Raw genomic sequence first — 25,318 nt, 5'->3', positions numbered from 1 at the left:
ACAAACCCTGGGAAGGAGCCGAAATGAAAGACCCTGCGATTACCAGCAACGAAGGTGAATGCGCTCCCAATGACCCCCAGAGCGTGAAGGAAATGACGCTGGAGGAACTACAAGAAGCGATTGAGGACAAGACCCACCCCCGACACAAGGAAGCCGTCAAGCAGAGCAAGGATTTGGCAGACAAGATGGTCCCCGCACTGCAGTCGCTCCAGCGACAGGTGATGTCCCAAGTAGACATGAACAAAACCCTCAAGTCCATCAGCGAATCAGTCGTACCAAGCGCGGTTCTTGACGGCCTCCAGGAGTCAATCACCAAGATGGCAAACGCGTCCGTTCCTGCGATCCGGATACCGGAGTTGAAGGGCGGCCCAAAGTGCACGGCGGTAGACCTTGAAACCCCGGCTCTAGCTTTGAACCACTCGTACCAACAAGAAATCGAAGAAATCAATGCCAGCGTCGCAGAGGCGAACCGCGAACGAGAAGAGCGGGCAGAGCGGCAGGTCGAGGTCTCCACTGCCCAGCTGGAAACACTGGAGACCATGGCCGCGAACCTCCAGCAATTGAACCAGCAGATGGCCAGCGTTGACAGTCGGCTGACTGAGAACAACGAGAGCGCCACCAAGTGGTCCCGCTGGACCATCGCGATCGCGTCACTCACCCTCTTAGCGACAGTGGCGGGGATCATTGTTACCGCACTCCTCGGCCAGTCGTAGCCCCGGGGCAGACCCCAACACGAATATACGGCGAACCTTTTGCTCGGGAGTGCATAGCCGCGGCGCGCACGCAGAAATGGCGGATGGCGCAAGACCAGGCCAAAATCTACCCAACTGCACTGACTACCTAGAAGCACCCTGGCATCAAGCCAGTGCGTACGGCTGGCTGCCTGCTGGTGTTGTTACAAATACGCGGCAGCGGGGGCATGAGGTTCGAGGGGCAAGAATCGCGGGGCTGGACGAAAAGCCGCTCACCAGCTCGCTTAAAACAGGGGATTTGGGACGTGGAAGTTTCGTAGTTCAGCGATTCCGCCTTGGTTGAGGAAGTCCTGCGTGAAGGTGCGGGCTTGTTCGAGTAGCTCCTCGTGTGAGAGCCCTGCCTGTACGCTGGCCGTAACGGGGAAGAAGGACGGTATTGGCCGGGCTACCCCTGCTTCTCCGTTTATTGTTTCGAACTGAAGCGGGACGTCCCCCTCCCATTCAATGCTGGCTTTGACTTCATACTCGCCGATGCCCAGAACCTTCGCGGTTTCTCGCATCACGGCAAAGAAGTCCGAGAGTGTGGACTCGACCTGCTCCGCGACGATCTGGTTGCCGAAGTTGTAGCCGTCATGGCTGTGACGACTAGCGCCCACAGCTGCTGCGATGCTTACCGAACCGTCGTGATGGGTTTCGATCCATGCTTCGTTCCACTTGCCTACGCTGCCCTCTTCAGGTGGCGCAACCCATCTGCGCAGGCCGGGTCGCGGGTTGATCCAGGTGACGCGTTCGAGCGGATGCGCGGGACCCCTGAACGACAAATCGAGGGTCGCCTGTCTACTTTTGTCCCATATAGTCCGCGCATCTTCCTGGTCTAGTCGTTGACCAACTCTCGGAACTCTGGGGTGCGCGACGGCGATAAGCCAAGCGGCGGTGCTCGTGTCTTTCCCTGTTGCGGCTTGCTCGTAGAGGCTATCCAGAACTTCGGTGGAGTGGCGGCGTTCGTCGAATCTGGCTTTGTAGGCTGCTTCGATCTGGCCCTCTCTCATCCACGTGGTGTCCGCACCGTTGCGGATGGGCGCACCGAAAAAGTCGTTGTTGTAGATCAGGTGTGGTCCGTCAACGCTTGCTGGGACGACCATCACTACGGCCTCCTCACCCGGTTCTCCGACTGGATAGAACTGTAGGCCGAACACGGGAGGGGTTATTGATGTGACAGCGGCCTGACGCAGTGTTCGCTCGTGACCTTCAGTCAGTGGCCCCACCCCTTTACGTCCGGTCGCTGCCTTCTCTTTCTCGGTAACTCCGAAGACGATGGTCCCACCGCCAGAGTTCGCCATCGCAGCGACGTCCTTCGGGAAGTCGTGATGCTTCAGGTTCTTCGTTGGCGGCAGCTCTCCCTTCCAGTCCAGGTCAAACGTTTCTGGCAGTCCTGCCGCGACCGCATCGGCCACCAGGTCGTCTGTGACTGGACCGGACGGGTAGCCGAGGTACTTATGGAGCGCTGTGAACGTCATAGTTAATCTCTTACCACGTCCGGCTCTACGTGGTGTTGTCCCCCCTCGGCGCGGTGCGCTGCTACGAAATACGGGGCGGATCGCATCGTACTCGCCTGGTTCTGCGTGGTTGACCAGGGCACAGGGCGCTCGAGGGTCCACTGCCGCACAGTTGGTCCCCAAATACGATTTAGCGCGCATACAATCTTTTGGCGGTAGTTGTGTGAAGCCGCAGGCCCTGGTCTAAGTCAAGACGCTAATGCCATCCTCTTGGGGATTTTCTATCCCGAACGATGCCATATGGCAGATATGGGTCCTTGCCGAGCAACAGGAAATTCCCGCAAACTCAAGCCGATCCACTCGCCGCGCCCCCTCAAGTTCGTGACGCGCAGTTCGCGTCCCTTGTATCCAATCCACTCGCTTGTGCGACCCCGCTTGTGGCAGTGGTGGAATGCTCCTGCAATTCGCCAAGTTTCTAGGCCATGAGGGAGTCACAGAGGGCTTTTACGGTCAAGAAATCAACGGAACCACCTATAACCTGGCCCGTATCAACATGCTGCTGCACGGCGTTGGGTACGAGAACTTCAATATCGCCCACGCCGACACACTAGAAAACCCCGCCCACTGGGACGAGCAACCCTTCGACGCCATCGTTTCAAACCCGCCATACTCAATCCCCTGGGCTGGAGACAATGACCCAACGCTGATCAATGATGAGCGGTTTGCCCCAGCAGGGGTGCTGGCACCCAAGGGATACGCAGACCTTGCTTTCACCATGCATATCTTGCGTTGGCTCTCCACCGATGGAACCGCTGCCATCGTTTCCTTCCCCGGTGTCTTATACCGAAGCGGCGCAGAACAGAAGATCCGGCAATACCTAGTAGATAACAACTACGTCGAAGCGGTTATCCAGTTACCACCAGACTTGTTCTTTGGAACTGGTATCGCTACCGACATCATGGTTTTGAAGAAAAACAAAGCAACCAACGATGTGTTGTTTGTTGATGGCTCCAAAGAGTTCTACCGCGAAAACGCTAAGAACCATCTATCAGAAGAAAACATTGCGCATATTCTCGACCTGTACGAAAACAGAGAAAATGTTCAGTACCAAGCCATAGTGGTCCCAGCCGCAGAAATAGCCGCCAAAGACTACAACCTCACGCCCACTTCCTATGTCGAACGCGAAGATACCCGCGAAAAGATCAACATCGTTGAACTCAACGCACGGGCTGAAGAAATCGTTGGGCGTCAAACCCTCAACCGCGACATTGTGCTTGCCGACATTGCAGATATGGAGGCCGGAGCATGAGTCGCCTACAAGAACTAATAGCCGAGCACTGTCCTGATGGAATTGAGAGTGTTGAACTTAGCAAAGTTGTGAATATAGGTGGCCGCAGCGTTAGACCCTCCGTAATGGGTGAAGGTCTTGTAGAAATCTACAGCCTCCCCTCATTCGATCTCGGTAACGGGCCAGAAATCCTCACCGGTACCGAAGTCGGCTCGAACAAAACCCGGATCACAGACCCCTCCGTCCTAGTGTCAAAACTAAATCCTCATATTCCTCGTGTCTGGAGACTTACAGAAGTCACAGAACACTCCTACAGTTCAACCGAATTTTTCCCCTTAACACCACTCGACGAAAGCATCGATTTAGGCTTTCTATTCCACTATGTCCTAACACAGATGAAGACTCTGAAATCCCTAGTTACCGGGAGCACAAACAGCCATAGGCGCCTACAGCGAAAAACTTTTGAGCAACTTCGTTTCCCACTCCCACCTCTTTCGGTCCAAGAAGAGATAGTTCGGATTCTTGACGGTTTCACCAACCTGATCACCGATTTACGTGAAGAACTGGCAATCCGCCGCTCACAGTTGGCGCACTACCGCGACAAAATCTTCGCCTTTGATGGCACCATCGGCGGCAAGCTCGGTGAACTCATCGCCGAGCACTGTCCTGATGGGGTTGAAACGATGCCGCTTAGCGAAATGGAAGACCAAGGCATTCTTGAACTAGGACGCGGGAAAATAATCTCCCGAAAAACCTTGAACGCTACACCAGGCGATTACCCCGTTTACTCCTCATCGGGCGTTGGAACTGGAGAGTTCGGTCGCTATGGCGAGTACATGTTCGATGACGAACGAATTACATGGTCAGTTGATGGCGGAGGCAGATTCTTCTATCGACCCCCACACAAGTATTCAGTCACCAACGTAAGTGGATGGATGACGGTTGATTCATCGGTTCTTCAAACCAAATATCTTTACCATGCCTTGACCACGCAGTGGGAAGGAGAGAACTTTGACTACACCCGCAAAGCCCATCCCTCTGTGATTCGTAACGTCTATAAGATCCCACTTCCACCTCTTCCAGTTCAAGAAGAGATAGTCCGCATCCTCGACGGTTTTACCAACCTGATTGCTGATCTTGAAGACGAGATCGAGGTTCGGGAGAAGCAGTTGGAGCACTATCGGGAGGAACTTCTGACCTTTGAGGAAAAAGTCGATGCCTGATCAACCAAAGGGCCGTTACACGCCAATCGCTATCAACGGTGATATTCCCGTAGTGGTAGAAAACGCTCCATCAGTACCTCAGATCCAAACCCATCAAAGCGAAGCACAGATGGAAGCCGATCTGATCAAACAACTTGCCGGAGCCGGCAACGATGCTGGCCTGGGCTATAAGTATGTCTCGATCAAGACCGAGGCCGATCTTGTCAACAACTTGCGCAAGCGCTTAGAAATCCTTAACGACTACGAGTTCAGCGACACCGAGTGGGAGCGCCTATTCAAGGGCCAAATCGCTAACCAAGCCGACACGGTACAAGACCGCACGGCCCGCATCCACGAGAGCCCCATCTTGCTTCTGGACTGCGATGATGGCTCAACGCGCAACATTCACCTCATTGATGAACAAGATATTCACAACAACTATCTTCAAGTCATCAACCAGTACGCCCCAGACGGCGGCAAATACAAGAACCGCTACGACGTAACCATCTTGGTCAACGGCCTTCCCATGGTTCACCTTGAACTCAAGCGGCGCGGGCTCGCTATCAAGGAAGCATTCAACCAGATCGCACGCTATGGCCGAGATAGTTTCTGGGCCGGAAACGGTCTCTTCGACTACGTTCAACTCTTTGTCATCTCTAACGGAGAATCAACCAAGTACTACTCCAACACCACTCGCCAACAACACGTTGATGATCAAGCCGGTCGCTCTGCCAACCGTTCTTCTTCCGCGTCATTCGAGTTCACTTCCTACTGGGCTGACACATCTAACAAACAAATCCGCGACATCAGGGCCTTTGCTTCTACTTTCCTGTCAAAACACACGTTGCTCAATGTCTTGCTCAACTACTCAGTGCTAACTGCCGACCAGCAACTGCTAGTGATGCGGCCCTACCAAATCACAGCCACCGAGCGCATCTTGCAAAAGATCAAAGCCTCGCAGAACTACAAGACACTCGGCACCACGGATGCCGGAGGCTATGTCTGGCACACCACTGGATCAGGCAAAACTCTGACTTCATTCAAAGCCGCGCAACTGGCAACCAAACTCGATGGCATCAAAAAAGTCATCTTTGTTGTTGACCGCAAAGACCTGGATTACCAGACTGTCAAGGAATACCAGCGCTTTGAAAAAGGCTCAGTAAACTCCAACACCTCAACCAAGGTGCTCCAGCGCCAGATCAACGATCCAAACGTCAAAATCATCGTTACGACGATTCAAAAACTCTCCCATTTTGTCGCCGCGAACAAGAAAGACGCGATCTACCAAGATCACGTTGTCTTCATCTTTGATGAGGCTCACCGTTCTCAGTTCGGCAAGATGCACGCCGGCATTAGGAAAACCTTCAAGAACTACAACCTCTTTGGCTTTACCGGAACCCCGATACTGGCGCAAAACGCCAAAACAGAGGGCAAAGCCCGAACCACTGAAGATCTCTTTGGCCCAATGCTGCACGCCTACAACATTGTCGATGCCATCGAAGATGGAAACGTTCTTCCATTCCGCGTTGATTACAACGAGACCACGGACCAAGGTCAAAAAGTCGAAGAGAAGCAACTCCTTGCCCCAGAGCGCATCGAAATGATCACCGCCGACATCTTGGAGAACTTCGACAAGAAAACCCGGCGTAACCGCGCCATGACAATTCAAGGCAAGAGACAACTGGGCTTCAACGCGCTGTTTGCTACTGCCTCTATTCAAGCTGCTAAAGCCTATTACCAAGCCTTCAAAGAAGCCCAAGCAGACATTCCCGAGGACCAACGCCTCAAAGTGGCTCTAATCTACTCCTACGCGCCTAATCCCGACGATTGGGACACCGACGAGGACTTAGACACCTCAGCCTTGTCTACGCCCGATAGAGACTTCCTAGAGGCCGCTATCGCGGACTACAACCAGATGTTCAAGTCCAACTACTCCACTGACTCCGCAGGCTTTGAGAAGTACTACAAAGATGTCTCAGACAAAACTGCCAAACGAGAGATTGACCTTCTCATTGTGGTCAATATGTTCCTCACTGGCTTTGACGCCAAAACCCTGAACACTTTATACGTAGACAAACAACTACAAAGCCACGGACTACTTCAAGCGTATTCACGCACCAACCGCATCCTCAATGATGTCAAGAGTTACGGAAACATTGTTTCTTACCGGGATCTACGCCAGGCCACCGATGAAGCCTTAGAACTCTTTGGTAACAAGAACGCCAGAACCACAGTTCTGTTGAAAGAGTTCGACGAATACTTCTCCGACTATGCCGCCAATGTCAGCAAACTCCAAGACACCTATCCCACCGGTGAAAACATCCTTGGAGAACAAGCCAAGAAAGACTTTGCGCGCCTGTTCGGATCAATACTTCGCCTACGCAACATCTTGGAATCCTTCGACGAGTTTGAAGACAACGACATCCTCTCACCAGGAATACTCGACTCTTACCGATCCATGTACCTAGATATCAGAGATGAACTAGGCGGTGACGGTGGAGATGATGAAGATGGCAAGCAGATGGAACTTGTCTTCGAGATCGAACTAATCAAACAAATCGAAGTCAACGTCGACTACATCGTTCGCCTCATTGCTGACTACCAAGAAGACCAAAAAGACGAAACCCGCGAAGAAATGCGCCGCCGCATCCTGGCAATCGTTGACGCTAGCCCGTCACTGCGACCAAGGCGCGATCTCTTCGATAACTTCATTAGCAATGTCGATCTTGACGAGTCTATTGATGAGCAGTGGGATGACTTTGTAAACACCCAGAGGCAACAAGAACTAGATCAGATCATCACTGAAGAGAACCTGCAAGGCGATGTTTACTCATTTGTCGAATCTGCATTTAGAGAGGGCAGCATCCCTCAGTACGGAACCGCGATCACAGATCTTCTTCCCCCGCTGTCACGGTTCACACCCAACCGAGACCACGGCAACAAGAAAACCCAAGTCATTGACCGGCTCAGCACGCTCCTAGAAAGATTCATCGGTCTGGGCGGGTGGCCACCACAGTAAGGGTTGTAGAAGTAGGAAATATCTTCCATGAGTAACCAAGAACCCGCTCTAATCTTCGCAAAAACCATCCGTCAAGCCCGTAAGAGGCGCGGTTGGTCCCAGTGGACCCTAGCAAAACAAGCCGGCCTCTCAAGGCCCACAGTGGCCCGTATAGAAACGGGAAAGTTCGTGAACACTTCAAGCCTCACCAAGATCGCTAAAGCGTTGGATCTGTCTGTCTCGATGGAACAACTGGGAAACAACTAGAACACCGCCAGAGGCGGCTACGAGATTCTCCGCGAGAGAGCAGCGGGTTAGGCGTAAGCGCGTCTATTCACTAGAGCAAGACTGCCAGCAATCCCCGTTGCCTCTCTCTTTCCACCAGCTAGGAAGAGGAGAAACCCCAATGTCCACACGCACTCTTGTAGGCACCCCGCGAGTCTGGGTTAGTAGCCACGGCGCTTACAACTCTGGTCACCTCATCGGTCTATGGGTTGACGCCGCAGAAGCCGTAAACGTTACGCCTGAAGATGTCTTCGAGCACAGTCTCTACGACTACTCACCTGATGAAAAACTATGGTGCTTCGATACAGAAAACCTGCTCACTGATTCCGAGATGTCGCCCGAGCGAGCAACACAAGAAGCGGAACTTCTCTCAGAGGTAGGCGGCAGCGTTGAGCAAGATGCCTTGCGCGCTTGGTACCGCGATGGCTCGCATGTTGAGGACTCAGATGGCTTGCCTGATCTGGCGGCATTCAGAGACCGGTTCCGTGGCGAGTACGACTGTTTCACTGATTTCGTTGAAGAGTACATCGAGAGCACTGACTTGCTCGCTGAGATGCCGTCAGAGTTACGCGAGTACTTCGATGTTTATCGGTATGCAGACAGCATCGAACAAGATTTCAATGTCGTTGAAGCAAGTAGCGGTTACGTGTATGTCTTTGCAGCGAACTAACAGCAACCACTTAGAAACAAACGATGCCCCAGGCCACATGGCTTGGGGCATTTTGTTTTTCAAACTCTAGAACTCTCGATCTTGTCGCTTCGCTTGTCGTTGCTCCAACTCTTGTTCTCTGCGTCTCATGGCAGCCAAAGTTTCTTCACTCAAAGCAGCCGCAGAGAGCCCATAGTTACCTTCCGACATCTCGCGACGAAGAGCCTTTGCCCTATCAACATTGCCCGCTTCAAACGCCTGTCTAGCCCTCTCAGATTTCTTCTGACGCATCTGTAACTGCCGTCTAAACATCGGATGCATCTTGTCACCGAGAGAATCAACCGTGCGCCCGCCAATACCCATAGTTTTCAGCCTTGTCTCATCAAGAGATCCGCCTTCAACCAGCAAAGGCACAGCCTCATCTTCGTATTCAGCCAATGCAGCAATGCGTTCCCGCATCGACTGCGAGCGCGCCTCTACTTCGTGCAACCGAGAGACAAACTCTTCAACTTCTTCCCTGTTTTCCCGCATGACCTCACGTGCTACTGAAGCGGCAGCGGCAGGCGCGGGAACATACTCTGAGGTAACCGCCTCTTTAGGCTGCACAGCCAGAGCGGCGGCGGCGGCAGCCTCATTCTCCAAACGTTGCTCTTCTTCTAAACGAAGCAAGTCTGCTTGTACCAATGCCTCGATCTGAGCGCCATACTTCTCTTCAGCCGTAGGCCCAGGCGCGACAACTTCTACTACCTCTTCTTCTACAACTGATGCTTCATCTTGAGCCTGTACCGAAGCGGCGCGGCGGGCAGGCTTGGACAATCTCTCTTCTCGATCTGCGACAAACTGCGCCAACAACTCATCGGCCTCAGCAGCAAGATCTTGCTTGCCGTATTCACGCATCAAGGCGTCAAACTTTGACTCAGGAAGATTTACTTCATCGAGTTCAGAAACCACTCCAACAGATGCAACAGTAGGCGCAACCATCTGCGCCTTTTGTTGCTGCAACAGCCGGTTGCGCTCAATGGCATCATCAACTGATTGCATCATAAAATCTGCGCCAAGTTTTGATGCTCGTCTGATATCACCGCGCGATCCAACAATGGGATTGCCCGCTGCATCAATGCGCAACATTCGATAAGTTATACCGCGGCCACCTTCACCGCGCTGTCTCCCATTGACGCCATATCTTTCCAACACACGAAAGTAATCCTTCAACGAAACAAACGAATCATCTTGCAATGCAAGCCGAATGCGATCTTTCAAGATCGCAACAGAAAACGGCTCATCACCAACTGGATTCTTCTCCCAAGTGTTGTACTTCTTGAGTGCGCGCTCTTCCGACTTCTCCGGAATGGAGCCTCGCTTCTTGAGAGTGTTTACTTGCTCAAGGTCGCAATCGTTGAGCAACACTTCATCATGAAGTTTTGCCAGTCGGAAGTGTGTCACTACGCCACTGCGCAGAGACTTACCATCAACTTTGGAAACAGAATCTAAGACAATGTGGTTGTGTATGCAGCCGGTATTTCCATCAATCTGAGTGGTGACAGTCGCATATCGATCATTACCGGCTAAAGCCTCCGCTAATGCGCGGCCCGCATCATGCGCGACATCAATGTCTACCGGATCATTTGGGTCAAGTGCACCATCTCCCTCACGAGCAAAACTTTGCACGAGTGAGTAAGCCTGGACATATTCACCTTCGTAAAAGCGATTGCCTTTTGTCCCGTCAGGAAGAATATCGATGCCCTCAATCATCTTGTTCTTCCCCCACCGCTGCCGATTACGCGACATCAGTGCTTCGGCGTACCGAGGTGAGCACCCATTGAGCCCACTTTGTGCAACAAAGCGTGGTTGGTTCTTCACCTTTGGGTTAGCAACGTACCTATTGAGTCTTCGTGACACTCTCGATGGAGAAGACACAACAATTGCGGCAATTGGGCGAGTCATAATGCATCACCCGACCACTTCATTGCTCGAATCAGCGAAAGCAACATCCATCAAGAAATCTTCAATGACATCCAACTTTGTTGTCAGATTTCTAAGATCAACTCCAACGGTAGACACAGCGTCTCGATCAACTTGATCCGTCACATTCGCAACGCGAGTAAGTTGATTCAAGTTGACACCAATCTTGCGTAGTTCGCTACGAAGATTTTCCAGTTGTTCAGCCGCACTGTCTAACGCCCCAGTCTGCATTGCTAAATCATCTGGAGATGGACCTTCACGCATTGCAGCGGCATACGCATCTGCATCTGTTGAGATCAACAGACGCACAACATCAGAAGTAGTCAGATCAGAACCTGCACCTACTTCTAATGCCTCACGTATCACTTCCAGACCGTCTAACTCAGTGTTAGACAGCCTTACAGTGATCCGATTTGGCCTCTCCTCTCGGCGGCGCGCCTTATGCGAATCTTGAACAAGATTTTTCAGCATAAGGCGGCTCACCTCCTTCCGAGGCCAAAGGTCTGGATTCTACGAAATCCGCTTCCACAAAAATTCTATCCGGGGCACTTTTTTCTTAAAAGAGCAACCCCGGATTTTGTGACGAAAATCGTAGAATCCAGACGGCAAGCAGTTCCGTCGTCAGCCAGAATCTTGGATTCTGCCTTGGAATCTACCGATTCTGACGGACTTGCTTGCTTTTTGCTCCCCTCCAGCTCGCAAAAAGATGTTAGGGGCTCTGCCCCTATCCCCACTACGTGGGACCCCAAACCCCGGCTACAACAAACCCGCCGCGCTGCTCTGTGTTTGTTGCAGTTGTGCTCGAAACCAGCGCTACCGCTTCTGGTTTCTGCGCGTACAAAGTTGCAACAAGTAGATGCATCTTTGGATGCCGACATTGCATAAGTCGGCAACAAAAATCCCGCCCACTCTCAGTCAGAGAACAGGCGGGATTATTTATTCCGGGCAGATCGTTACCCCATGTAACGGCTTCTCCAATCAGACGACGCAGACTGGTGCCTGAAGGGATTTTCAAACCCAGATGAAACCTCTTCAGGCTCATCTTGCTCTTCATTACCGTCAACCCCAGACTGCACCGAAACGGAGCGACGGGCAGGGCTGGGGACATTAGTAGGCGTATCCACAGTTGTTGCTTCAGTTACTTCTTCTGCGGCCTCTTCTGCATCAGGCTTGATGGAAGATTTCATCACGTCAATCATCTCTTGAGCGGTCAGAACCTCAGTCAAAAGTTGAATCTCTTCAACCTCATCAATCTTCAAACTTGTCTGAAGTTTTGCTGTTAGAGACTCCCAAGCCTTAGCGATTTGCTCTGCTTGATACTCTTCCTCTTGCGCTTTCAATGCAGCAAGTTCTGCTTCCAGTTTTGCTTGCTGCGCTAACTTCTTCTCTAACCTCTGCGCCCTAACCTTGGGCGAGAGTTTGGTAATCTGTATTTCTTTCATTTCAATAATCCTTATCAATCTCGACATTGCACTCCGCTACTTACAGAGCGCTCCTTGCCAGGAGCGAGACAGATGAAGAAAAATACCGATACACAAAAACTCTCACACCAGATCGCGCTGGCAAATGCGGTTCCCAAACCGCTGAACTATTTGTATGCACCGACGTAGGGAGGCATCAGCACCGGCTCACAGCCGTTCCTTTTTCGTAAACTGGAAGTCCCGCCCAGTGAGTATTCAATTCTTCTAAAAGCGCTATTTCGCAACGAAACTCAACACATCACTTCCGTGCGAGTCCTCTATAGGAAGCCTTCAAAGTCGGCGTACAAACATAGTCATCGTCCCGGCCGAAGTAGTCATGATTTTTCCAATTCTCCAAGGAGAAATCCTTGATCAAATACTCAGGCGATGACATTCTGCCACCTGGTCTTTGAGGGCTGTCTGTCCACTGCCACTCCGAGCCCTCACGGTCAACAATCCCCTCAAGCTGCGCCAAAAACTTGTTCCGCCCAAGCACTCTTCCAGATGGGTTCGTCTCCTGGAACCAAGCCTTGAAAAGGTCATATAGGAATGCGTTGGGAAGAAAATCCCAGGCAAATTGATCCTTAAATTCCACCCAGAAATCTAGCACCGGTTCGTTCTCAATCCGATATTCCTGCAAGAGCTCCCGGGCTCTCTTCGAGGTACCTAGATCGTAGTAGTCAGGTAATATCCTAAGCGCAAAGTATGCAATGTATTCGAGCAAGTCTTTGTTGCTCATCATCTCGCTCTTTATCCACTTTTTCTCTTTGCCGACAAACGTCTTTTCAAAGGGAATGAACAAAAATCGCCGCGCCAACGAACTGGTCTTATCCTTGCCCGCTGGCAACTCGTTCACACACTGAATCATCATTCCTTTAAAGGCATAAGAGATGGGAGACCGACCCTTGCGATTAATCATCAAGGGCTCGTGAGTGATGGCAGTTTTCAGGTTGCCGGATCGGTCGATGAAGCCGCCGACATCGTTTTCGTCAGTAATAACGGCATAAGCCCGAGTAAGAGGCTCCAGCATAAAATCCCGCGAAAAATCAACAATTGGTAGAGAGTGCGCGTTCTCCGGCCCAATCAAATTTCGAAGCATCTCGGCCAAGGTGCCCTTACCATTTGAGCCTTTAGTGTCGTAGAAAAAGACCGCTTTATCCCAAGAGACAGACCCGCGCAGCACCGCGCCGATAACCCGCCAAACGAGCCAAAAAGTCTCCTCGTCATCAGACATCAGATCAAAGAGCCATTCGTGGAAATTGAACCTCTCGCCATCAGGGCCAGACAAGTCCGGATGTTTTTTACCAGCCACGTAATCAACCGCGCATTTTGCTGTGAACACCAACTCGGGACCGTAGGGCACCAACTCTTTCTTGCCGTAGTTGAACACCCCATTATTCATTGGGACCAAGTCAGGGTCACTGCTCTCTACAACGCGTCTTGCGCGATCTTGCAATTGCTCCAGAACCTCGCCCACCGCTCGCGAGGAAAGCGTGGGCGCGATCCTGCGAACCCCACCCTGTAGGGCAGGAAGTGCAGACGTGTAAATGCCACGGTGCGCGTCATAAATTGCAAGCATGTCGTTACTTGGCGTTGCTGAAATGGACGTTGCAATATTTACGAAGCCGCCGAAATGACTTGCTAACTCAGCGACCTGGTAGATCGTCAAGTTGTCTCGCAAGAGTGGCACGTTCTCTCCCTTTTCAACCATCAAATTCCGGACCGAAATCGCGGCGTTGGTCTTCCTGAGCAACTGACTTTCAATATCAAAGAAAGTCAGCTCTTCCCCGTTGGCAAATCTTTGCTGCACTTCAGAAATGTAATCAGCCGTGACTTTGACGACGATCTCATTAGCTGTTCTCAGATCGAAGGGAGACAGTTTCTCTCTAGCTGCGTCGGACTTGTTCTTTTTATCTATTTCTTGTGTTTCAGTTGACATCTAAACAGCACCACCCACAGCGGCAGTGATGGCCTCTTTTTGGGCTTCAGAAAGCGTGGGCCAATTCTCCACAATCCGATCAACAGCGTTGTCAATCGCGCTTGGAACAGGAAGTCCGCCGGCAGGAGAATTCTCGATGTACTCCTTGAGTTCGGAGTAGAGGTAGAGGACTTTACCTTTGATTTTGCGGTAGGGAGGACCAATCCCTTGGGAGCGCTGATTTATGAGAGTACCCACGCTAAACCCCGTGAGGGCAGCAGCCGTATGAGAGTCGACTGAGATGGGTTCTATTTCAAGAACATCAACGGAAGAAGACACAATGCATCTCACTTTCTGAGTGAGACACACCCATCGTCATTTCGACGAAACGCCCCAGCTCAGGCTGTGAATGCTGGAGTCTGCGGAAAGTCCGCTCATGCTGCTTCAGCCTGCCACCAGACTTCGTGCAAAACGAAAGCAGTCACCAACTGCTTGGTCTGGCCGCCGGTTGTGTGTCAGACTAACCGGCGAGAAAATTGTGCCTCATAAATAACATATTGTCAACCGTTGTCTCGCAATAGATCGATTCCCACGACAAATGTCGAGGTGACAGGGGAATAGAAGGCAAGAGAAGTCTAAACTGTTGGAAACAGTGATGTTCCCAGTTCGTAACTATAGGTATTGGAATATGTCTTATAGGTAGAGCCGTAGCAACAGCAGGGTTTGCGGGTCTGCTGGTGGCGGTGCTGAAGAGTGGGGGCGTGAAGGGGCTTCTCACGGGCATCATCCAGTCGGCGCTGTCTTTTTAAAGACCATGAAGAAAAGACACGTTCCCGTCCTCGGAGAAGGTTCAGAGAGGGACCACTCTGAGGACGGGATGGTCACTGTCGAGATTGCGATTGGCCTGGCTGCCCTGGTGTTTGTGCTCACGGTGGCGCTCATGGCTCTGGGGGCAGCACAGTCGCGGGCGGTGCTCTGCGAAGAGGTGAGGGTGGCGGCCCGTTCTCACAGTATTGGGGGTAGCCCCGGTGGGGGTGTTGAGGGTGTGGCGGGATCAACCATGGCGGTCATCCAGGGGCCTGGATCTTTCAGGGTGGTGGGGACCAGACCCGCGGCTTCCCTGGCAGGTTGGAACCTGGGAACCCTCAGGTGTGAGATTGCGGGGATCCCAGAGTCAGGACTGTCTTGGCTCTCTTCAGGTGGGGGGTCGTGATGGAAGACAGGGCCCCCTGGTCGGACTCGGAGAATGGGAGCGCGACCATCTGGATGGTCGCTGTTGTCTCTCTTGTGCTCATGCTCCTGTTCACCTTCCTCAGCGGTTCGGCAATCTATGCCAAACGTGCCTGGTTGCAGGGGGTGGCTGATATGGCAGCACTGACGGCTGCTGACTCAGCGCCCACCAGTATGGTCTTGGCCGGCCCCGAGTTCAGCGAGACTTTCCGCCAGGCGGGCTGCGCGGCAGCGGAGGTCGTAGCCACCTCTAACAACGCCGTGGTTGGAACCTGTCAGTCTCAATCAGAACCGACTGATCTGGACTTCTATCTAACCCTGAAGTCGGAGGTCGTGGTGCTGGGCCTCCCTCTGACGATTCAGGTCAGATCGCGGGCTGGACCGCTGGGCTCTTGAACGTGGCCGTCTGGTGATTAGCGTTTCGTCTGCCGCTGGGAAGTGCAGCCTTCCGTGCACAGCGAGTCTGCCTATTTCTCCGCTGGGTTGCATGTTGACTGAGGGGCATGGAGAGGATTCTTATCCTCGGCGGTACGGGATGGCTGGGTCGTGAAATTGCGCTTGCCGGTCGGGACGTAGGTGCCGAAGTTGTGTGCCTGGCCCGCGGAGGGCGGGTCCTCACCCCAACCACGGAAGGTAGGTTCGTCCAGATCATCGATGTCGCAGACCTGGCCCGGTGGGTTGTTCAAGCTGGTGGGACCGGGTGTGTCGGGCGTGTAAACGCTGTCGGTCCCAGTCACACATTCAGTAGCGTCCTCGAACAGGCGCGTGAAGTTACTGGGTTTGATGGGGAGTTCGTTGCTGTCTCTGATGAGGAGCTACTGGCACACAACGTCGCATACTGGGCTGGTCCGCGCTCCCTTCCCCTGTGGTTTCCAGCTCCGTATCGCGGCTTTGCTCAACGCGACGGCTCATCATTCCTTGCGAACGGAGGCGAGGCGCGCCCGCTACCTGTAACACTGAGCCGCGTTTTGGATGACGAGCAATCGCGAGGAATCAGTCGTAATCGTAAGTCCGGCCTCACCGAGGTAGAGGAGCGCGAAGTCTTGGCGGCCGTAGGCCTACAGTTTCCGGTCCGTACCGGCCGTTCCGGGGGCCCGTTGCCGAACTAGGTCCAACAGGGCAACTGCCCCCCGCTTGGAAAGTGGTTCATTCCGGTTGCCGCACTTGGGGGACTGGATGCAGGAGGGGCAGCCGTCCTCACACGGACACTCGGCCACCGCCTGGGCCGTCTTGGTAATCCACTCGGTGGCATGACGGAAACCGTACTCGGAATACCCGGCCCCACCGCGCATTGCATCGTGAACGAAAACGGTTGGCAGTTCGGTTTGGCTGTGCTCGGCTATCGACAGGCCCCCCAGATCCCAGCGGTCACAGGTGCCGATCAGCGGCAACATGCCGATCGCAGCGTGTTCGGCAGCATGCAGAGCACCCGGCAGGTCCGCGGTGTCGATGCCAGACATTGTTACGGCTCCCGGCTTCAGGGTGTACCAGGTCGACATGGTTTGCAGTTTGCGTTCGGGAAGGGAGAGCTCATAGTTGGCGATGAACTCCATGGCGGGCAGTCGCAGAAGGTCGTAGTCGGTGACCCTTGACGTTACCTCGACCTCACCCCTGTGCCACTCTACGAGTCCGTCATCCGAAACCCACGTTTCCAGTTCGTTGAGGATCTTGACATCGGCGTGACGTCCCGTCCGGGTTCGCAGCGGGGTGCTGACTCGCTCGACCACGGCCACCCGCTGCGGTTTACGTCCTGCTCCCGGGTTGTTGATTCCCGATAGTTCGAGGACGTGGAAGGTCTTGCCCTGGTGGATGTAGATGGCATCCGGGAAAACTTCCGAATCTGCCCTGTCCTCGGGGACCGTCCCGATTACCGCGCCGGTCTTCAAGTCGACCACCTGGACGTCTCCTCCGCCTCCGCGAATGTCGGTGAGGTCGTGGGGGTTGAGGGGTAGGGAGTAGTTCCAGTGCCAGCCCGTGGGGCGTTTCCACAGGTAGCCCTGCTCCGTCAGGGAATCGAGAAGTGCTGGTGAAGTCAGGCCAAACAGTGCCAGATCGTCCTCTTGAAGTGGTCTCTCAGCAGCGGCCGCACACAGGTGAGAGGAGAGAACGTAAGGATTCTTGAGGTCGAGGACGTTTGCCTCCACCGTCGCAAGTGCCTCTTCCGGATGGTGCGCCAGGTAGTTGTCGAGGGGATTCTCACCGGCAATGAAGACACTGACCCCCCTGCGACCGGCTCGACCGGCACGCCCCGCCTGCTGCATCAGTGAAGCTCTGGAACCGGGCCACTCGCAGGTGATGGTGGCATCCAGTCCTGAGATGTCGATTCCCAGTTCGAGGGCGTTGGTCGTCACCACCGCCTGCAAGGCCCCGCTGCGCAAGAGCCTCTCCAGCTCGCGACGTTCTTCGGGAAGGTAGCCTCCGCGGTAGGCGCTGACCCTTCCGGACCGTGACGAACCAATCCGGTCCAGGCGGTCCTGGGTTTGAGCTGCCACGGCCTCTGCACCGTAGCGGGAAAGGACGAAGGTGAGCAGGCGGGCGTCCCGTTCCATGAACGCCGCCCCGAGGTTGGCGGCCTCGGTCCAGGGACTGATCCGCAGGGTCGGAATGGGGTAGGCCGGTGCATCCTCAGTTCCAACCATCTCCATCTTCAGGGTCTCGGCCCGACTTAGTGCGGGTTGCCAGAACACCAGATGGCGGGGTGCGGCCGGGGAGCCATCATCCGTAATCGCAACTACATTCGAGGAGCCGACCATTGACGCAGCCAACTCCTCGGGGTCGCGAATGGTGGCGGAAAGCATGATCACCTGTGGATTTGCCCCCAGGGATCTGGCGACCCGGAGGAGGCGCCGCAGGACCAGTGCGACATGAGAGCCGGTGATTCCCCGCCAGTAGTGCAGTTCATCCACAATGATGTAGCGCAGGGAGCGCAGGAACCTGGTCCAGCGTTCATGTCCCGACAGCATGATGTGGTGAACGTAGTCGGGATTAGAGAGGACGATATCCGCATGGGCTCGTGCCCACCGTTTGGCATCGCTGTCGGTGTCACCATCAGCTCCCGCCACGTGAATGGGAACGGGAATGCTCGCGGTGATCCTGTTGAGGGACTCAAGCTGGTCGGCGCCCAGCGCCTTGGTGGGGGCCAGGTAGAGGGCAGTTGGTCGGTTCCGATAACCGGCCAGAGTCTGGTCGCTTGCGGCCTCGACGAGGTCGGAGAGGATTGGCACCCATGCCGGGAGTGACTTGCCTGATCCGGTGCCAGTGGAGATGACGACGTGTTTGCCAAGGGCGGTCGCTTCGAGAGCCTGCCTCTGGTGGGACCAGAGTTGGTTGGCCCCATGGTGTGCAAAGGCCTTGATCACAGCAGGGTTGACCGTGGCCGGCCACGGGGTGAACGTGCTGGGTCGACCCGGAAGTTCAGCGATATGGAGGAGCCTGTCGTCCTTGATCCCGATGGCTTTCAGATAGCTGAGAAGCGCCTCGGGATCGGCCTGCTTCTGGTTTCTCATCCCCGCGAGTACATCTCTCCGGTGGCCCATTCGACGTAGTCGATGGCTTTGGTGCTGGTGATGATGGCGGTTTCGACCTCGTCCTCAAGCTGGCTATCGGACAGGCCGTAGCGGCAGTGCAGAATACTGTCCGCCACTATGATCAGCTCATTTTCACTGCTGCGGTCGATGTAAACGGTGGGAAAATGGCGGGAGCGGTTCCACGAGTTTGCTGCTGTAAACAGGTAGCGGAGTGTCATCGGCGAGGGCGGAAACCATTCGAGTCGGATAGAGATGTAGTCCCGGTTGGAGAAAGGGGAGACCCGGAAGGAATGCCCTCGAAGATCAAATGTTCCGCCCTCCTCGGTAAGGTGCACGTTGGCGTCTGTGTAACCGAGGCGGGCGATGGTTGCCTCCAGGCGAGCCATGCTCACCGGGTAGGGGATGGTTGGATCCTCTGGGACTGCGTGCAGGTAGGGCTCAGGCATGATTACCGCCAGCGGGGTCCGAAATATCTGCCAGTTCAAAGTCCTGGAAGAAGGAAGCGAGCACGTAGAGGGCGTGCTCAAGGAACGCATTGAACTGGACCTCACTGAGGCCGAAGGTTATGAGGCGGTTCGACTCAGCCGAAACTGTGTACAGGCCGCTGACATCAAGAGGTTCGATATAAGCCTTGGGGAACACCCGATTTCGGTTCGACAGGGTGACGTAGCGGGCCAGACGGTCCAGGGTTTGGTTACCGTGGTAGCGCCGAGCCGACCGTGCCTTGAAGCGGAGGATCTTTCCTTCCTCTACGGTCCAGGTGGTGACATAGGTGTCGTGGTCCTGCTGCCAGGTGCCGGCTTTCACCTCGTGGAAGAAGTGGTCTCTGGACTGCAGCGCAGCTCTGACCCGGTTAATGTCTACGGGACGGGGCTCGGTCACTTTCTCTCCTTCCAGGCGGTTAGTCTTGTCAGAAATGTCAGGGTCCGGGATAACAGTAGTCGCAGGAAGTTACTGCAAAAGGAGGTTGAGGTGGTGTCAGAGACTTCCGGCGGACCCAACTGGCATTCCCATCGTGCCCCTCAGCGTGCTCCTTCGCAACAGAGAGCATCCTTCGCGATGCGTTCGATGAGGTTTCGCGCGGTGTCAGCGCTGAGCTGCGTCGTTGCAGTTGCGGTGGTTGGGGCACTGGCCCTGCTGAGCCATTTTGGTCAGGGGTTGGACACCTTGATCATGTACTCCTTCGAGGTCCACATGCCCCTGCAGGGGGTGCAGGAGACCCTGCTGCATTCCCTGGTTTCAGTTCCCGCGCTGCTCGTCATCGGGCTTCTTATCGGGCTCACGGTCCTCGCCCGCAAGCGCTTTGCGCTACTGCTTCGCCTGGTTGGTCTTCTGGTGGTCGCGAACGGTGCTTCACAGTTGCTGAAGATGTGGATTTCGAGGCCGAATCTCGGTGTGGGGCACATCCTTGCCAACTCTTTCCCATCCGGGCATGTCACCCTTGCCACCTCTGTTGGTTTGGGCTTGATTGCTGCGGTGCCTCACAGCTACAAGACGGCAGTGAGTGTGCTGTCATGGGTTGGGATCAGCTTTGTCGGAGGCACCGTTCTCTCACTGGGTTGGCACCGGCCCAGCGATGTTCTGGGCGCAATCCTTTTGGCGACGGCGGTCGCGCTGGTGGCACTCCCGTCGGAATGGTCAGGTCGGGGACGCCCGAGACGGGATCTGAGCCCAACGCTGGGAGCCTGGCTCCTCCTCCTCATATCGGTAGGTGGAATCGCTGTGGTGGGTCTGGCGCAGTGGCGCACCCTGTCGAACCCCATCAGTGCCGAGGGGCTCTTCGCCCTTGCTGCCGGAACGCAACCGGGTTTGATCCTGATGCTTTTTGGAGCCGCTCTGATCTTCGCGACCGCGGCTCTCAGCGTGCTGGGGGTGGGTCATCTTTCCTCTGCCGAACCGTTGATTTCTTCCCCCAGGCCCGCTGGACCAAAGTCCTAGATCAGTCTGGATTTCTGGTGTAGCTATTTCGCCAACACCCACAACATCTAGTGCTCTTCGGCGCGTTGAACTACCGCATGTAGTGGTGGGGGACTATCTTGAGGTTTGGTTACGGGATGGCTAATCTTCCCGTTTCTCTTCTCAAATCATTCCGGCGATCCGACGTAGAGAAGGTCTGGGTTGCAACCACTAAAAGAGGGGGTAGGACGATGACGCCCACCAACGTCGACGCGCTTGCAACTATTGACGAGTACCTTGGCCGATCTGACTGGCGTGTCAACGCCAACGCCAACCAGGGTTACTCGCTGGGTGGAATGATCCTCAACGTCGCTGGAAAGTTGGTTGCCAACTACTGGCTAGAAAAGTGCTACTCACCGGAGGCCTCGGTGGCGCACCGAAGTGGCGCCCTCCATATTCACGACCTAGACATGTTCTCGGGTTACTGCGCGGGCTGGTCGTTGCGTCGCCTGCTTGAAGAGGGTTTTAACGGGGTTCCGGGAGCCATAGCCTCCGCTCCTCCGAAGCACTTCTCCTCCGCGGCAGGCCAGATCGTCAACTTCCTGGGCACCCTGCAGAATGAGTGGGCTGGGGCCCAGGCGTTCTCTTCATTTGATACCTACATGGCTCCCTTCGTGCGTCTGGACAGCATGTCTCTTGAGCAGATTCGTCAGAACATGCAGGAACTGATCTTCAACCTCAACGTTCCCAGCCGCTGGGGGAGCCAGTGCCCGTTCACCAACCTGACTTTTGACTGGACCTGCCCTGAAGATTTGAAGGAAGAACACCCGATGATCGGCGGCGAGGTCTGCGACTTCACCTACGGTGACCTTCAGGAAGAGATGGACCTGATCAACCGCGCTTTCATGGAGGTGATGGAAGAGGGCGACAGTGAGGGGCGGGTTTTCACCTTCCCCATTCCGACCTACAACATCACCAGGGACTTTGACTGGGACAGCCCCAACTCTGAGCGCCTGTTCCGCATGACCGCCAAGTACGGTCTGCCCTACTTCCAGAACTTCATCAACTCCGACCTCGACCCCGGAATGATTCGCTCAATGTGCTGCCGCCTGCAGCTTGACCTGCGCGAACTGCTAAAGCGTGGCAACGGTCTTTTCGGGTCAGCGGAGCTAACAGGTTCAATCGGGGTTGTGACCATCAACCTGGCGCGGCTGGGCTATGAGTACCGGGGGGACCGTGACGGACTGATCACGGAGTTGGACCGGCTGATCGACATCGGTGCCGGCACCCTCGAGGTCAAGCGCACCATCATCCAGGAGCACATCGACGGCGGACTCTTCCCCTTCACCAGGCACTACCTGGGCACTTTAGACAACCACTTCTCGACACTGGGTGTCAACGGCATGAATGAGGCGATTCGTAACTTCACCGGCGACACCGAAGACATCACCACGCCGGCCGGTCATGAGTTCGCGGTGTTCGTCCTCGACCATGTCCGTGACCGCATGGTCGAACTTCAAGAGTCGACGGGCCACATGTACAACCTTGAGGCCACCCCGGCGGAAGGCACCACCTACCGCTTCGCGAAAGAAGATATCAAGCGCTACCCGGATATCCTTCAGGCCGGCACCCCCGACCAGCCCTATTACACCAACTCCTCTCAGCTGCCAGTCGGCTACACGGACGACCCATTCCAGGCACTGGCGGAACAGGAAGAGCTGCAGGGTAAGTACACCGGTGGCACCGTCCTTCACCTTTACATGGGTGAGCGAATGAGCAGTGCTGAAGCCTGCAAGGAGATGGTTCGCAGATCGCTGACCGCGTTCCGTCTGCCCTACATCACGATCACTCCGACGTTCTCTATCTGCCCCCGTCACGGGTATCTCGAGGGCGAACAGCCCACCTGTCCCCGCTGTGCCGCTCAGTTCCCCGATCGGGAGCCGCAGGAGTGTGAGGTGTGGACGCGGGTCATGGGCTACTTCCGACCGGTAACTTCGTTCAATATCGGCAAGAAGGGGGAACACGCTGAACGCCTTCCCTTCAAGGAGGTTGCGTTCGCTTGAGCGAACTAAACATTGCTGGTTTGGTTCCGTTTTCAACCGTGGACTGGCCGGGAAAGTTAGCAGCCGTTGTCTTCCTGCAGGGTTGCCCATGGAGGTGTCCCTACTGTCACAACTCGGGGATCCTTGATCCCCAGGTAAGGGGCTCGGTTCAGTGGTCCCAGGTGCTGGAACTGCTTGATCAGCGCCGTGGACTCCTGGACGCTGTCGTGTTTTCCGGGGGTGAGGCGCTGATGCAAGAGCGGTCTGGAGCCCTTGAATCAGCCCTGCGTGAGGTTCGGTCGAGGGGTTTCCTCACCGGACTCCACGCCGGCGGCGCCTATCCCAAGGCTCTCAACCGGCTGCTCAACGAGGGACTGGTGGACTGGGTCGGCCTCGACATCAAGGCGCTACCAGAGGACTATGAGGTCGCCACGGGTCGGGCCGGCGGACACCGGGCCGAACAGTCCCTGGAGCATCTTGCCGCCCACCCGGAGGTTGATCACGAGGTTCGTCTGACCCTGTGGCCAGGACTGGCCCCGGGAGGTGACCTGGTGGAGTATGCGGCTCGGGTGGCAGGTTGGGCACGAAGGCGCGGAGCTCGGAACTTCGCCCTCCAACGCTATCGAACGCCGCAGGGGGTACCGGATGCTCTTCCCGAGGTGGGGTGGCTGGAATCAGAGGCCAGTGCGCAACTGGGCCCACTGGGCTTTGAGTCTCTGATCATTCGTTGAACCCCACCGGCGACCATTGACTTGATCAGAGCGGGAGTGAGGCGCCGATCACGGGTAGCATGGCACCCATGAAGCCCTTTCTCTTAGTTTCCACCCGCGGTGAAGAAGAAGCCCTCGACAGTGAGTACCAGGCGTACCTGCGTGCCAGCGGCCTGGAAGCAGGGGAACTGCAGCTGGCTGAGTTCGACCTGTTAGGTTTGCCCCCGGTGGACCCAGAGAACTATGCCGGGGTGTTCGTTGCCGGATCCCCCTACGGTGCTGTCAGCGATGACAGCTATGTTCCGCAGACACAGAGGACGGTTCGCGCTGAGCTAGAGGTGCTTTTCAAGCAGCTCCTTGAAACAGGTACCCCCATTCTTGCCACGGGCAGTGCCATGAACATCCTCGGCGACATGCTGGGCGCCAAGGTCTCAGGTGAGAATGCTGAGTTGGCTGAACTGGTCAGCATTGAGCTGACCAGTGAGGGCCAGGAAGACCCGGTTTTAGCGGCTGCCCCCGCAGTCTTCAACGCCTACGTCAACCATGATGAGGCGATTGATGAGATCCCCGAGGGTTCGGTACGCCTAGCGAGGTCGCTCTACGCCCCGTTCCAGATCATTCGCTACGGAGACTCGGTCTATGCCACGCAGTTCAACCCCGAACTGGACGCGGATGTAATTGCATCAAAGACCAGGGCATTCGAGGATGCTGGGGATACGGGCTTCGGGGACGTCGAAGCCCTGGTGTCAGCGGGTCGATTCACCTCCGGCCAGCATGATGCCGCCGCCGTGATTCGCGGATTCGTCAAGCACTTCGGCGGGAAATAGCCCGCTAGTTCCAAGGGAACTGAGCCGGATCAACCGGTCCGGTCAGACTGTTTTGGTAACCGCCTCGAGAGATACCGAACCCGGCTCCGGAAATGGTGTTCCAGCAGGCAACCCCGAACTCAGACGAGGTGCAGGCATAGTCATCTGAGGCTGCAGAGTCGCCATAGGCCAGCGTCGTGGCTCCCGAAGCTGAGATCTGCGGCGCGCTGCAGTCCAGTTCGGAGGAGAACTCAGTGGCCCGGATGGTCAGTGGTCCGGCCCCGCAGTTCGCCAGGTTCGCATCCGCGAAGGCAAATGCATTCAGGGTGCACTCAGCGGCCTCCGGAGCAATCCGACAGGCAATGTTGCCACTGGGAGAGACAAAGTGGCTGACGTTGAGCGCATCGCTTGCGGCCGGGAAGCGGACGACTTTCTCTGCTTCCGTCTCTGCACCCTCATCTGCAGGGGCAGCGGTCCCGTCCTCGTCCGGGGCAGAGTCTTCACCGGATGCGTCTTCACCAACGGAGGAAACTGAAGACTGCGGGCCCGATTCGGCGACCAGATTGTCACCGGTCTCGGTTCCACGACCTCCGAACAGAAGGGCAAACCCCACGAACAGCAGGGCGACGAAGGTCAGGGCTAGACCCACCATGAGGGGTTTGCGGTTTGAGGTCGAAGGTCCACTGACCTGCTGGAGCTGACCAGTCTGGGTGCCAACTGGTTCAAAACGCACCTGTTGAGTAACGGCCGGAACAGGAAGCGGGGTGGGGTCCGTATCCTCCCGTCCCATCACTGAAACCCGTCGGGGCCCTGAAGCCGAGGCATTGTTAGCTGCCCCACGCTGCGCCAAAGCGACATTAATTGCGGGGTCATTAAGGTCAGCCAGCCACTGCACCAGGCCCGGGTAAGCCGTGGGGTTCATGGCGATTAGGGGACGCAGGCGGGGGTAGTTATTGGCTAGTTCCTGAAGGCGAACCGGCGCGGTCCGGGGGTTTGAGGCCTCTGCTTCTAGGTTCTCCAACTTAGACATCCTTCGAAAAAGTGAAACAGCCAGACCTAATCCTTGCCCATTTTGACTGCTCATCGCAATCTTACCCACCATGTGAAGCGCGGCGATGGGGTGACATTCCAACTGTCTTACGCTGGGATCCCGACCG

Annotated in this window: 24 protein-coding genes; 14 read left to right on the top strand and 10 right to left on the bottom strand. The window is 55.4% G+C overall.

The annotated features are described in order from the left end of the window. Nucleotides 1–23: 23 nt before the first annotated feature. On the top strand, nucleotides 24–713 hold the full coding sequence (locus CS903_RS05265; protein ID WP_099332497.1) for a hypothetical protein: 690 nt from the start codon (nucleotides 24–26) through the stop codon (nucleotides 711–713). Nucleotides 714–976: 263 nt separating this feature from the next. Here CS903_RS05265 and CS903_RS05260 read toward each other — a convergent pair whose 3' ends face one another. Continuing rightward, a complete protein-coding gene (locus CS903_RS05260; protein WP_099332496.1) occupies nucleotides 977–2,209 on the bottom strand; it encodes an AlbA family DNA-binding domain-containing protein in 1,233 nt (410 codons plus the stop codon). 400 nt (nucleotides 2,210–2,609) lie between these two features. Here CS903_RS05260 and CS903_RS05255 point away from each other — a divergent pair, with 400 nt between their 5' ends. The 5 genes from CS903_RS05255 (at nucleotide 2,610) to CS903_RS05235 (ending at nucleotide 8,631) form a co-directional block, all read left to right on the top strand. Next, a complete protein-coding gene (locus CS903_RS05255) occupies nucleotides 2,610–3,497 on the top strand; it encodes a type I restriction-modification system subunit M (protein ID WP_306345675.1) in 888 nt (295 codons plus the stop codon). Continuing rightward, complete coding sequence (locus tag CS903_RS05250; protein ID WP_099332494.1) at nucleotides 3,494–4,699, top strand: restriction endonuclease subunit S; 1,206 nt, start codon at nucleotides 3,494–3,496, stop codon at nucleotides 4,697–4,699. The genes CS903_RS05255 and CS903_RS05250 overlap by 4 nt, the downstream gene beginning before the upstream one ends. Further along, the gene (locus CS903_RS05245; protein ID WP_099332493.1) at nucleotides 4,692–7,697 is read left to right on the top strand and encodes a type I restriction endonuclease subunit R; all 3,006 of its coding nucleotides are present in this window, start codon (nucleotides 4,692–4,694) and stop codon (nucleotides 7,695–7,697) included. The genes CS903_RS05250 and CS903_RS05245 overlap by 8 nt, the downstream gene beginning before the upstream one ends. Before the next feature lie 27 nt (nucleotides 7,698–7,724). Then, nucleotides 7,725–7,943 (top strand): helix-turn-helix domain-containing protein, encoded by a 219-nt coding sequence (locus CS903_RS05240; RefSeq protein ID WP_099332492.1) that lies wholly within the window; start codon nucleotides 7,725–7,727, stop codon nucleotides 7,941–7,943. A gap of 139 nt (nucleotides 7,944–8,082) precedes the next feature. Beyond that, the gene (locus tag CS903_RS05235; RefSeq protein ID WP_099332491.1) at nucleotides 8,083–8,631 is read left to right on the top strand and encodes an antirestriction protein ArdA; all 549 of its coding nucleotides are present in this window, start codon (nucleotides 8,083–8,085) and stop codon (nucleotides 8,629–8,631) included. A 66-nt stretch (nucleotides 8,632–8,697) separates the two neighbouring features. Here the strand turns inward: CS903_RS05235 and CS903_RS05230 are convergent, their stop codons facing one another. The 5 genes from CS903_RS05230 to CS903_RS05210 form a co-directional block, all read right to left on the bottom strand. Next, entirely contained in the window at nucleotides 8,698–10,554 is a 1,857-nt protein-coding gene (locus CS903_RS05230) for a relaxase/mobilization nuclease domain-containing protein (RefSeq protein WP_099332490.1), read from the bottom strand. Between the two features lie 6 nt (nucleotides 10,555–10,560). Continuing rightward, the gene (gene mobC, locus CS903_RS05225) at nucleotides 10,561–11,043 is read right to left on the bottom strand and encodes a plasmid mobilization relaxosome protein MobC (RefSeq protein ID WP_099332489.1); all 483 of its coding nucleotides are present in this window, start codon (nucleotides 11,041–11,043) and stop codon (nucleotides 10,561–10,563) included. A gap of 482 nt (nucleotides 11,044–11,525) precedes the next feature. Then, nucleotides 11,526–12,041: a hypothetical protein gene (locus CS903_RS05220; RefSeq protein WP_099332488.1), complete on the bottom strand. Its 516-nt coding sequence runs from the start codon at nucleotides 12,039–12,041 to the stop codon at nucleotides 11,526–11,528. Between the two features lie 250 nt (nucleotides 12,042–12,291). Then, nucleotides 12,292–13,971, bottom strand: a complete 1,680-nt coding sequence (locus CS903_RS05215; protein ID WP_099332487.1) for a DNA primase family protein — start codon at nucleotides 13,969–13,971, stop codon at nucleotides 12,292–12,294. Next, nucleotides 13,972–14,289 carry a helix-turn-helix domain-containing protein gene (locus CS903_RS05210; RefSeq protein WP_099332486.1) on the bottom strand — a complete coding sequence of 106 codons (318 nt, stop codon included), beginning with the start codon at nucleotides 14,287–14,289 and terminating at the stop codon, nucleotides 13,972–13,974. 335 nt (nucleotides 14,290–14,624) lie between these two features. On the opposite strand from CS903_RS05210, the gene CS903_RS09590 reads away from it, so the two are divergent. From CS903_RS09590 to CS903_RS05190, 4 genes are all read left to right on the top strand, one after another. Next, complete coding sequence (locus tag CS903_RS09590) at nucleotides 14,625–14,759, top strand: DUF4244 domain-containing protein (RefSeq protein ID WP_099332553.1); 135 nt, start codon at nucleotides 14,625–14,627, stop codon at nucleotides 14,757–14,759. 5 nt (nucleotides 14,760–14,764) lie between these two features. Continuing rightward, nucleotides 14,765–15,163 (top strand): hypothetical protein, encoded by a 399-nt coding sequence (locus CS903_RS05200; protein ID WP_129587603.1) that lies wholly within the window; start codon nucleotides 14,765–14,767, stop codon nucleotides 15,161–15,163. After that, nucleotides 15,163–15,576, top strand: coding sequence for an Rv3654c family TadE-like protein (locus CS903_RS05195; protein WP_099332484.1), 414 nt, complete (start codon nucleotides 15,163–15,165; stop codon nucleotides 15,574–15,576). The genes CS903_RS05200 and CS903_RS05195 overlap by 1 nt, the downstream gene beginning before the upstream one ends. Before the next feature lie 107 nt (nucleotides 15,577–15,683). After that, the gene (locus tag CS903_RS05190; RefSeq protein ID WP_099332483.1) at nucleotides 15,684–16,289 is read left to right on the top strand and encodes a Rossmann-fold NAD(P)-binding domain-containing protein; all 606 of its coding nucleotides are present in this window, start codon (nucleotides 15,684–15,686) and stop codon (nucleotides 16,287–16,289) included. On the opposite strand, the gene CS903_RS05185 is transcribed toward CS903_RS05190, so the two are convergent. From CS903_RS05185 to CS903_RS09365, 3 genes are read right to left on the bottom strand one after another with little or no spacing between them, the layout of a single operon-like run. Further along, nucleotides 16,239–18,686 carry a DEAD/DEAH box helicase gene (locus CS903_RS05185; RefSeq protein ID WP_099332482.1) on the bottom strand — a complete coding sequence of 816 codons (2,448 nt, stop codon included), beginning with the start codon at nucleotides 18,684–18,686 and terminating at the stop codon, nucleotides 16,239–16,241. The two genes, CS903_RS05190 and CS903_RS05185, sit on opposite strands and share 51 nt — an antisense overlap. Beyond that, complete coding sequence (locus tag CS903_RS05180) at nucleotides 18,683–19,153, bottom strand: YbjN domain-containing protein (protein WP_164996684.1); 471 nt, start codon at nucleotides 19,151–19,153, stop codon at nucleotides 18,683–18,685. The genes CS903_RS05185 and CS903_RS05180 overlap by 4 nt, the downstream gene beginning before the upstream one ends. Then, nucleotides 19,146–19,589, bottom strand: coding sequence for a YbjN domain-containing protein (locus CS903_RS09365; protein WP_164996683.1), 444 nt, complete (start codon nucleotides 19,587–19,589; stop codon nucleotides 19,146–19,148). The genes CS903_RS05180 and CS903_RS09365 overlap by 8 nt, the downstream gene beginning before the upstream one ends. A gap of 90 nt (nucleotides 19,590–19,679) precedes the next feature. Here CS903_RS09365 and CS903_RS09360 point away from each other — a divergent pair, with 90 nt between their 5' ends. The 4 genes from CS903_RS09360 (at nucleotide 19,680) to CS903_RS05160 (ending at nucleotide 24,182) form a co-directional block, all read left to right on the top strand. Further along, nucleotides 19,680–20,645, top strand: coding sequence for a phosphatase PAP2 family protein (locus tag CS903_RS09360; RefSeq protein ID WP_164996682.1), 966 nt, complete (start codon nucleotides 19,680–19,682; stop codon nucleotides 20,643–20,645). Nucleotides 20,646–20,761: 116 nt separating this feature from the next. Next, nucleotides 20,762–22,666: a ribonucleoside triphosphate reductase gene (locus tag CS903_RS05170; RefSeq protein ID WP_099332480.1), complete on the top strand. Its 1,905-nt coding sequence runs from the start codon at nucleotides 20,762–20,764 to the stop codon at nucleotides 22,664–22,666. Beyond that, complete coding sequence (locus CS903_RS05165) at nucleotides 22,663–23,376, top strand: anaerobic ribonucleoside-triphosphate reductase activating protein (protein ID WP_099332479.1); 714 nt, start codon at nucleotides 22,663–22,665, stop codon at nucleotides 23,374–23,376. Before CS903_RS05170 ends, CS903_RS05165 begins: the two co-directional genes overlap by 4 nt. A 68-nt stretch (nucleotides 23,377–23,444) precedes the next feature. Then, a complete protein-coding gene (locus CS903_RS05160) occupies nucleotides 23,445–24,182 on the top strand; it encodes a glutamine amidotransferase-related protein (protein WP_129587602.1) in 738 nt (245 codons plus the stop codon). Between the two features lie 4 nt (nucleotides 24,183–24,186). Here the strand turns inward: CS903_RS05160 and CS903_RS05155 are convergent, their stop codons facing one another. Then, a complete protein-coding gene (locus CS903_RS05155) occupies nucleotides 24,187–25,182 on the bottom strand; it encodes a variant leucine-rich repeat-containing protein (RefSeq protein ID WP_129587601.1) in 996 nt (331 codons plus the stop codon). Nucleotides 25,183–25,318 lie beyond the last annotated feature (136 nt).

The organism is Actinomyces minihominis, from assembly GCF_900187855.1.
GTDB lineage: Bacteria > Actinomycetota > Actinomycetes > Actinomycetales > Actinomycetaceae > Scrofimicrobium > Scrofimicrobium minihominis.
Note: the sequence above shows the minus strand (reverse complement) of the source record. Positions and strands in the feature narration are given on the sequence as shown.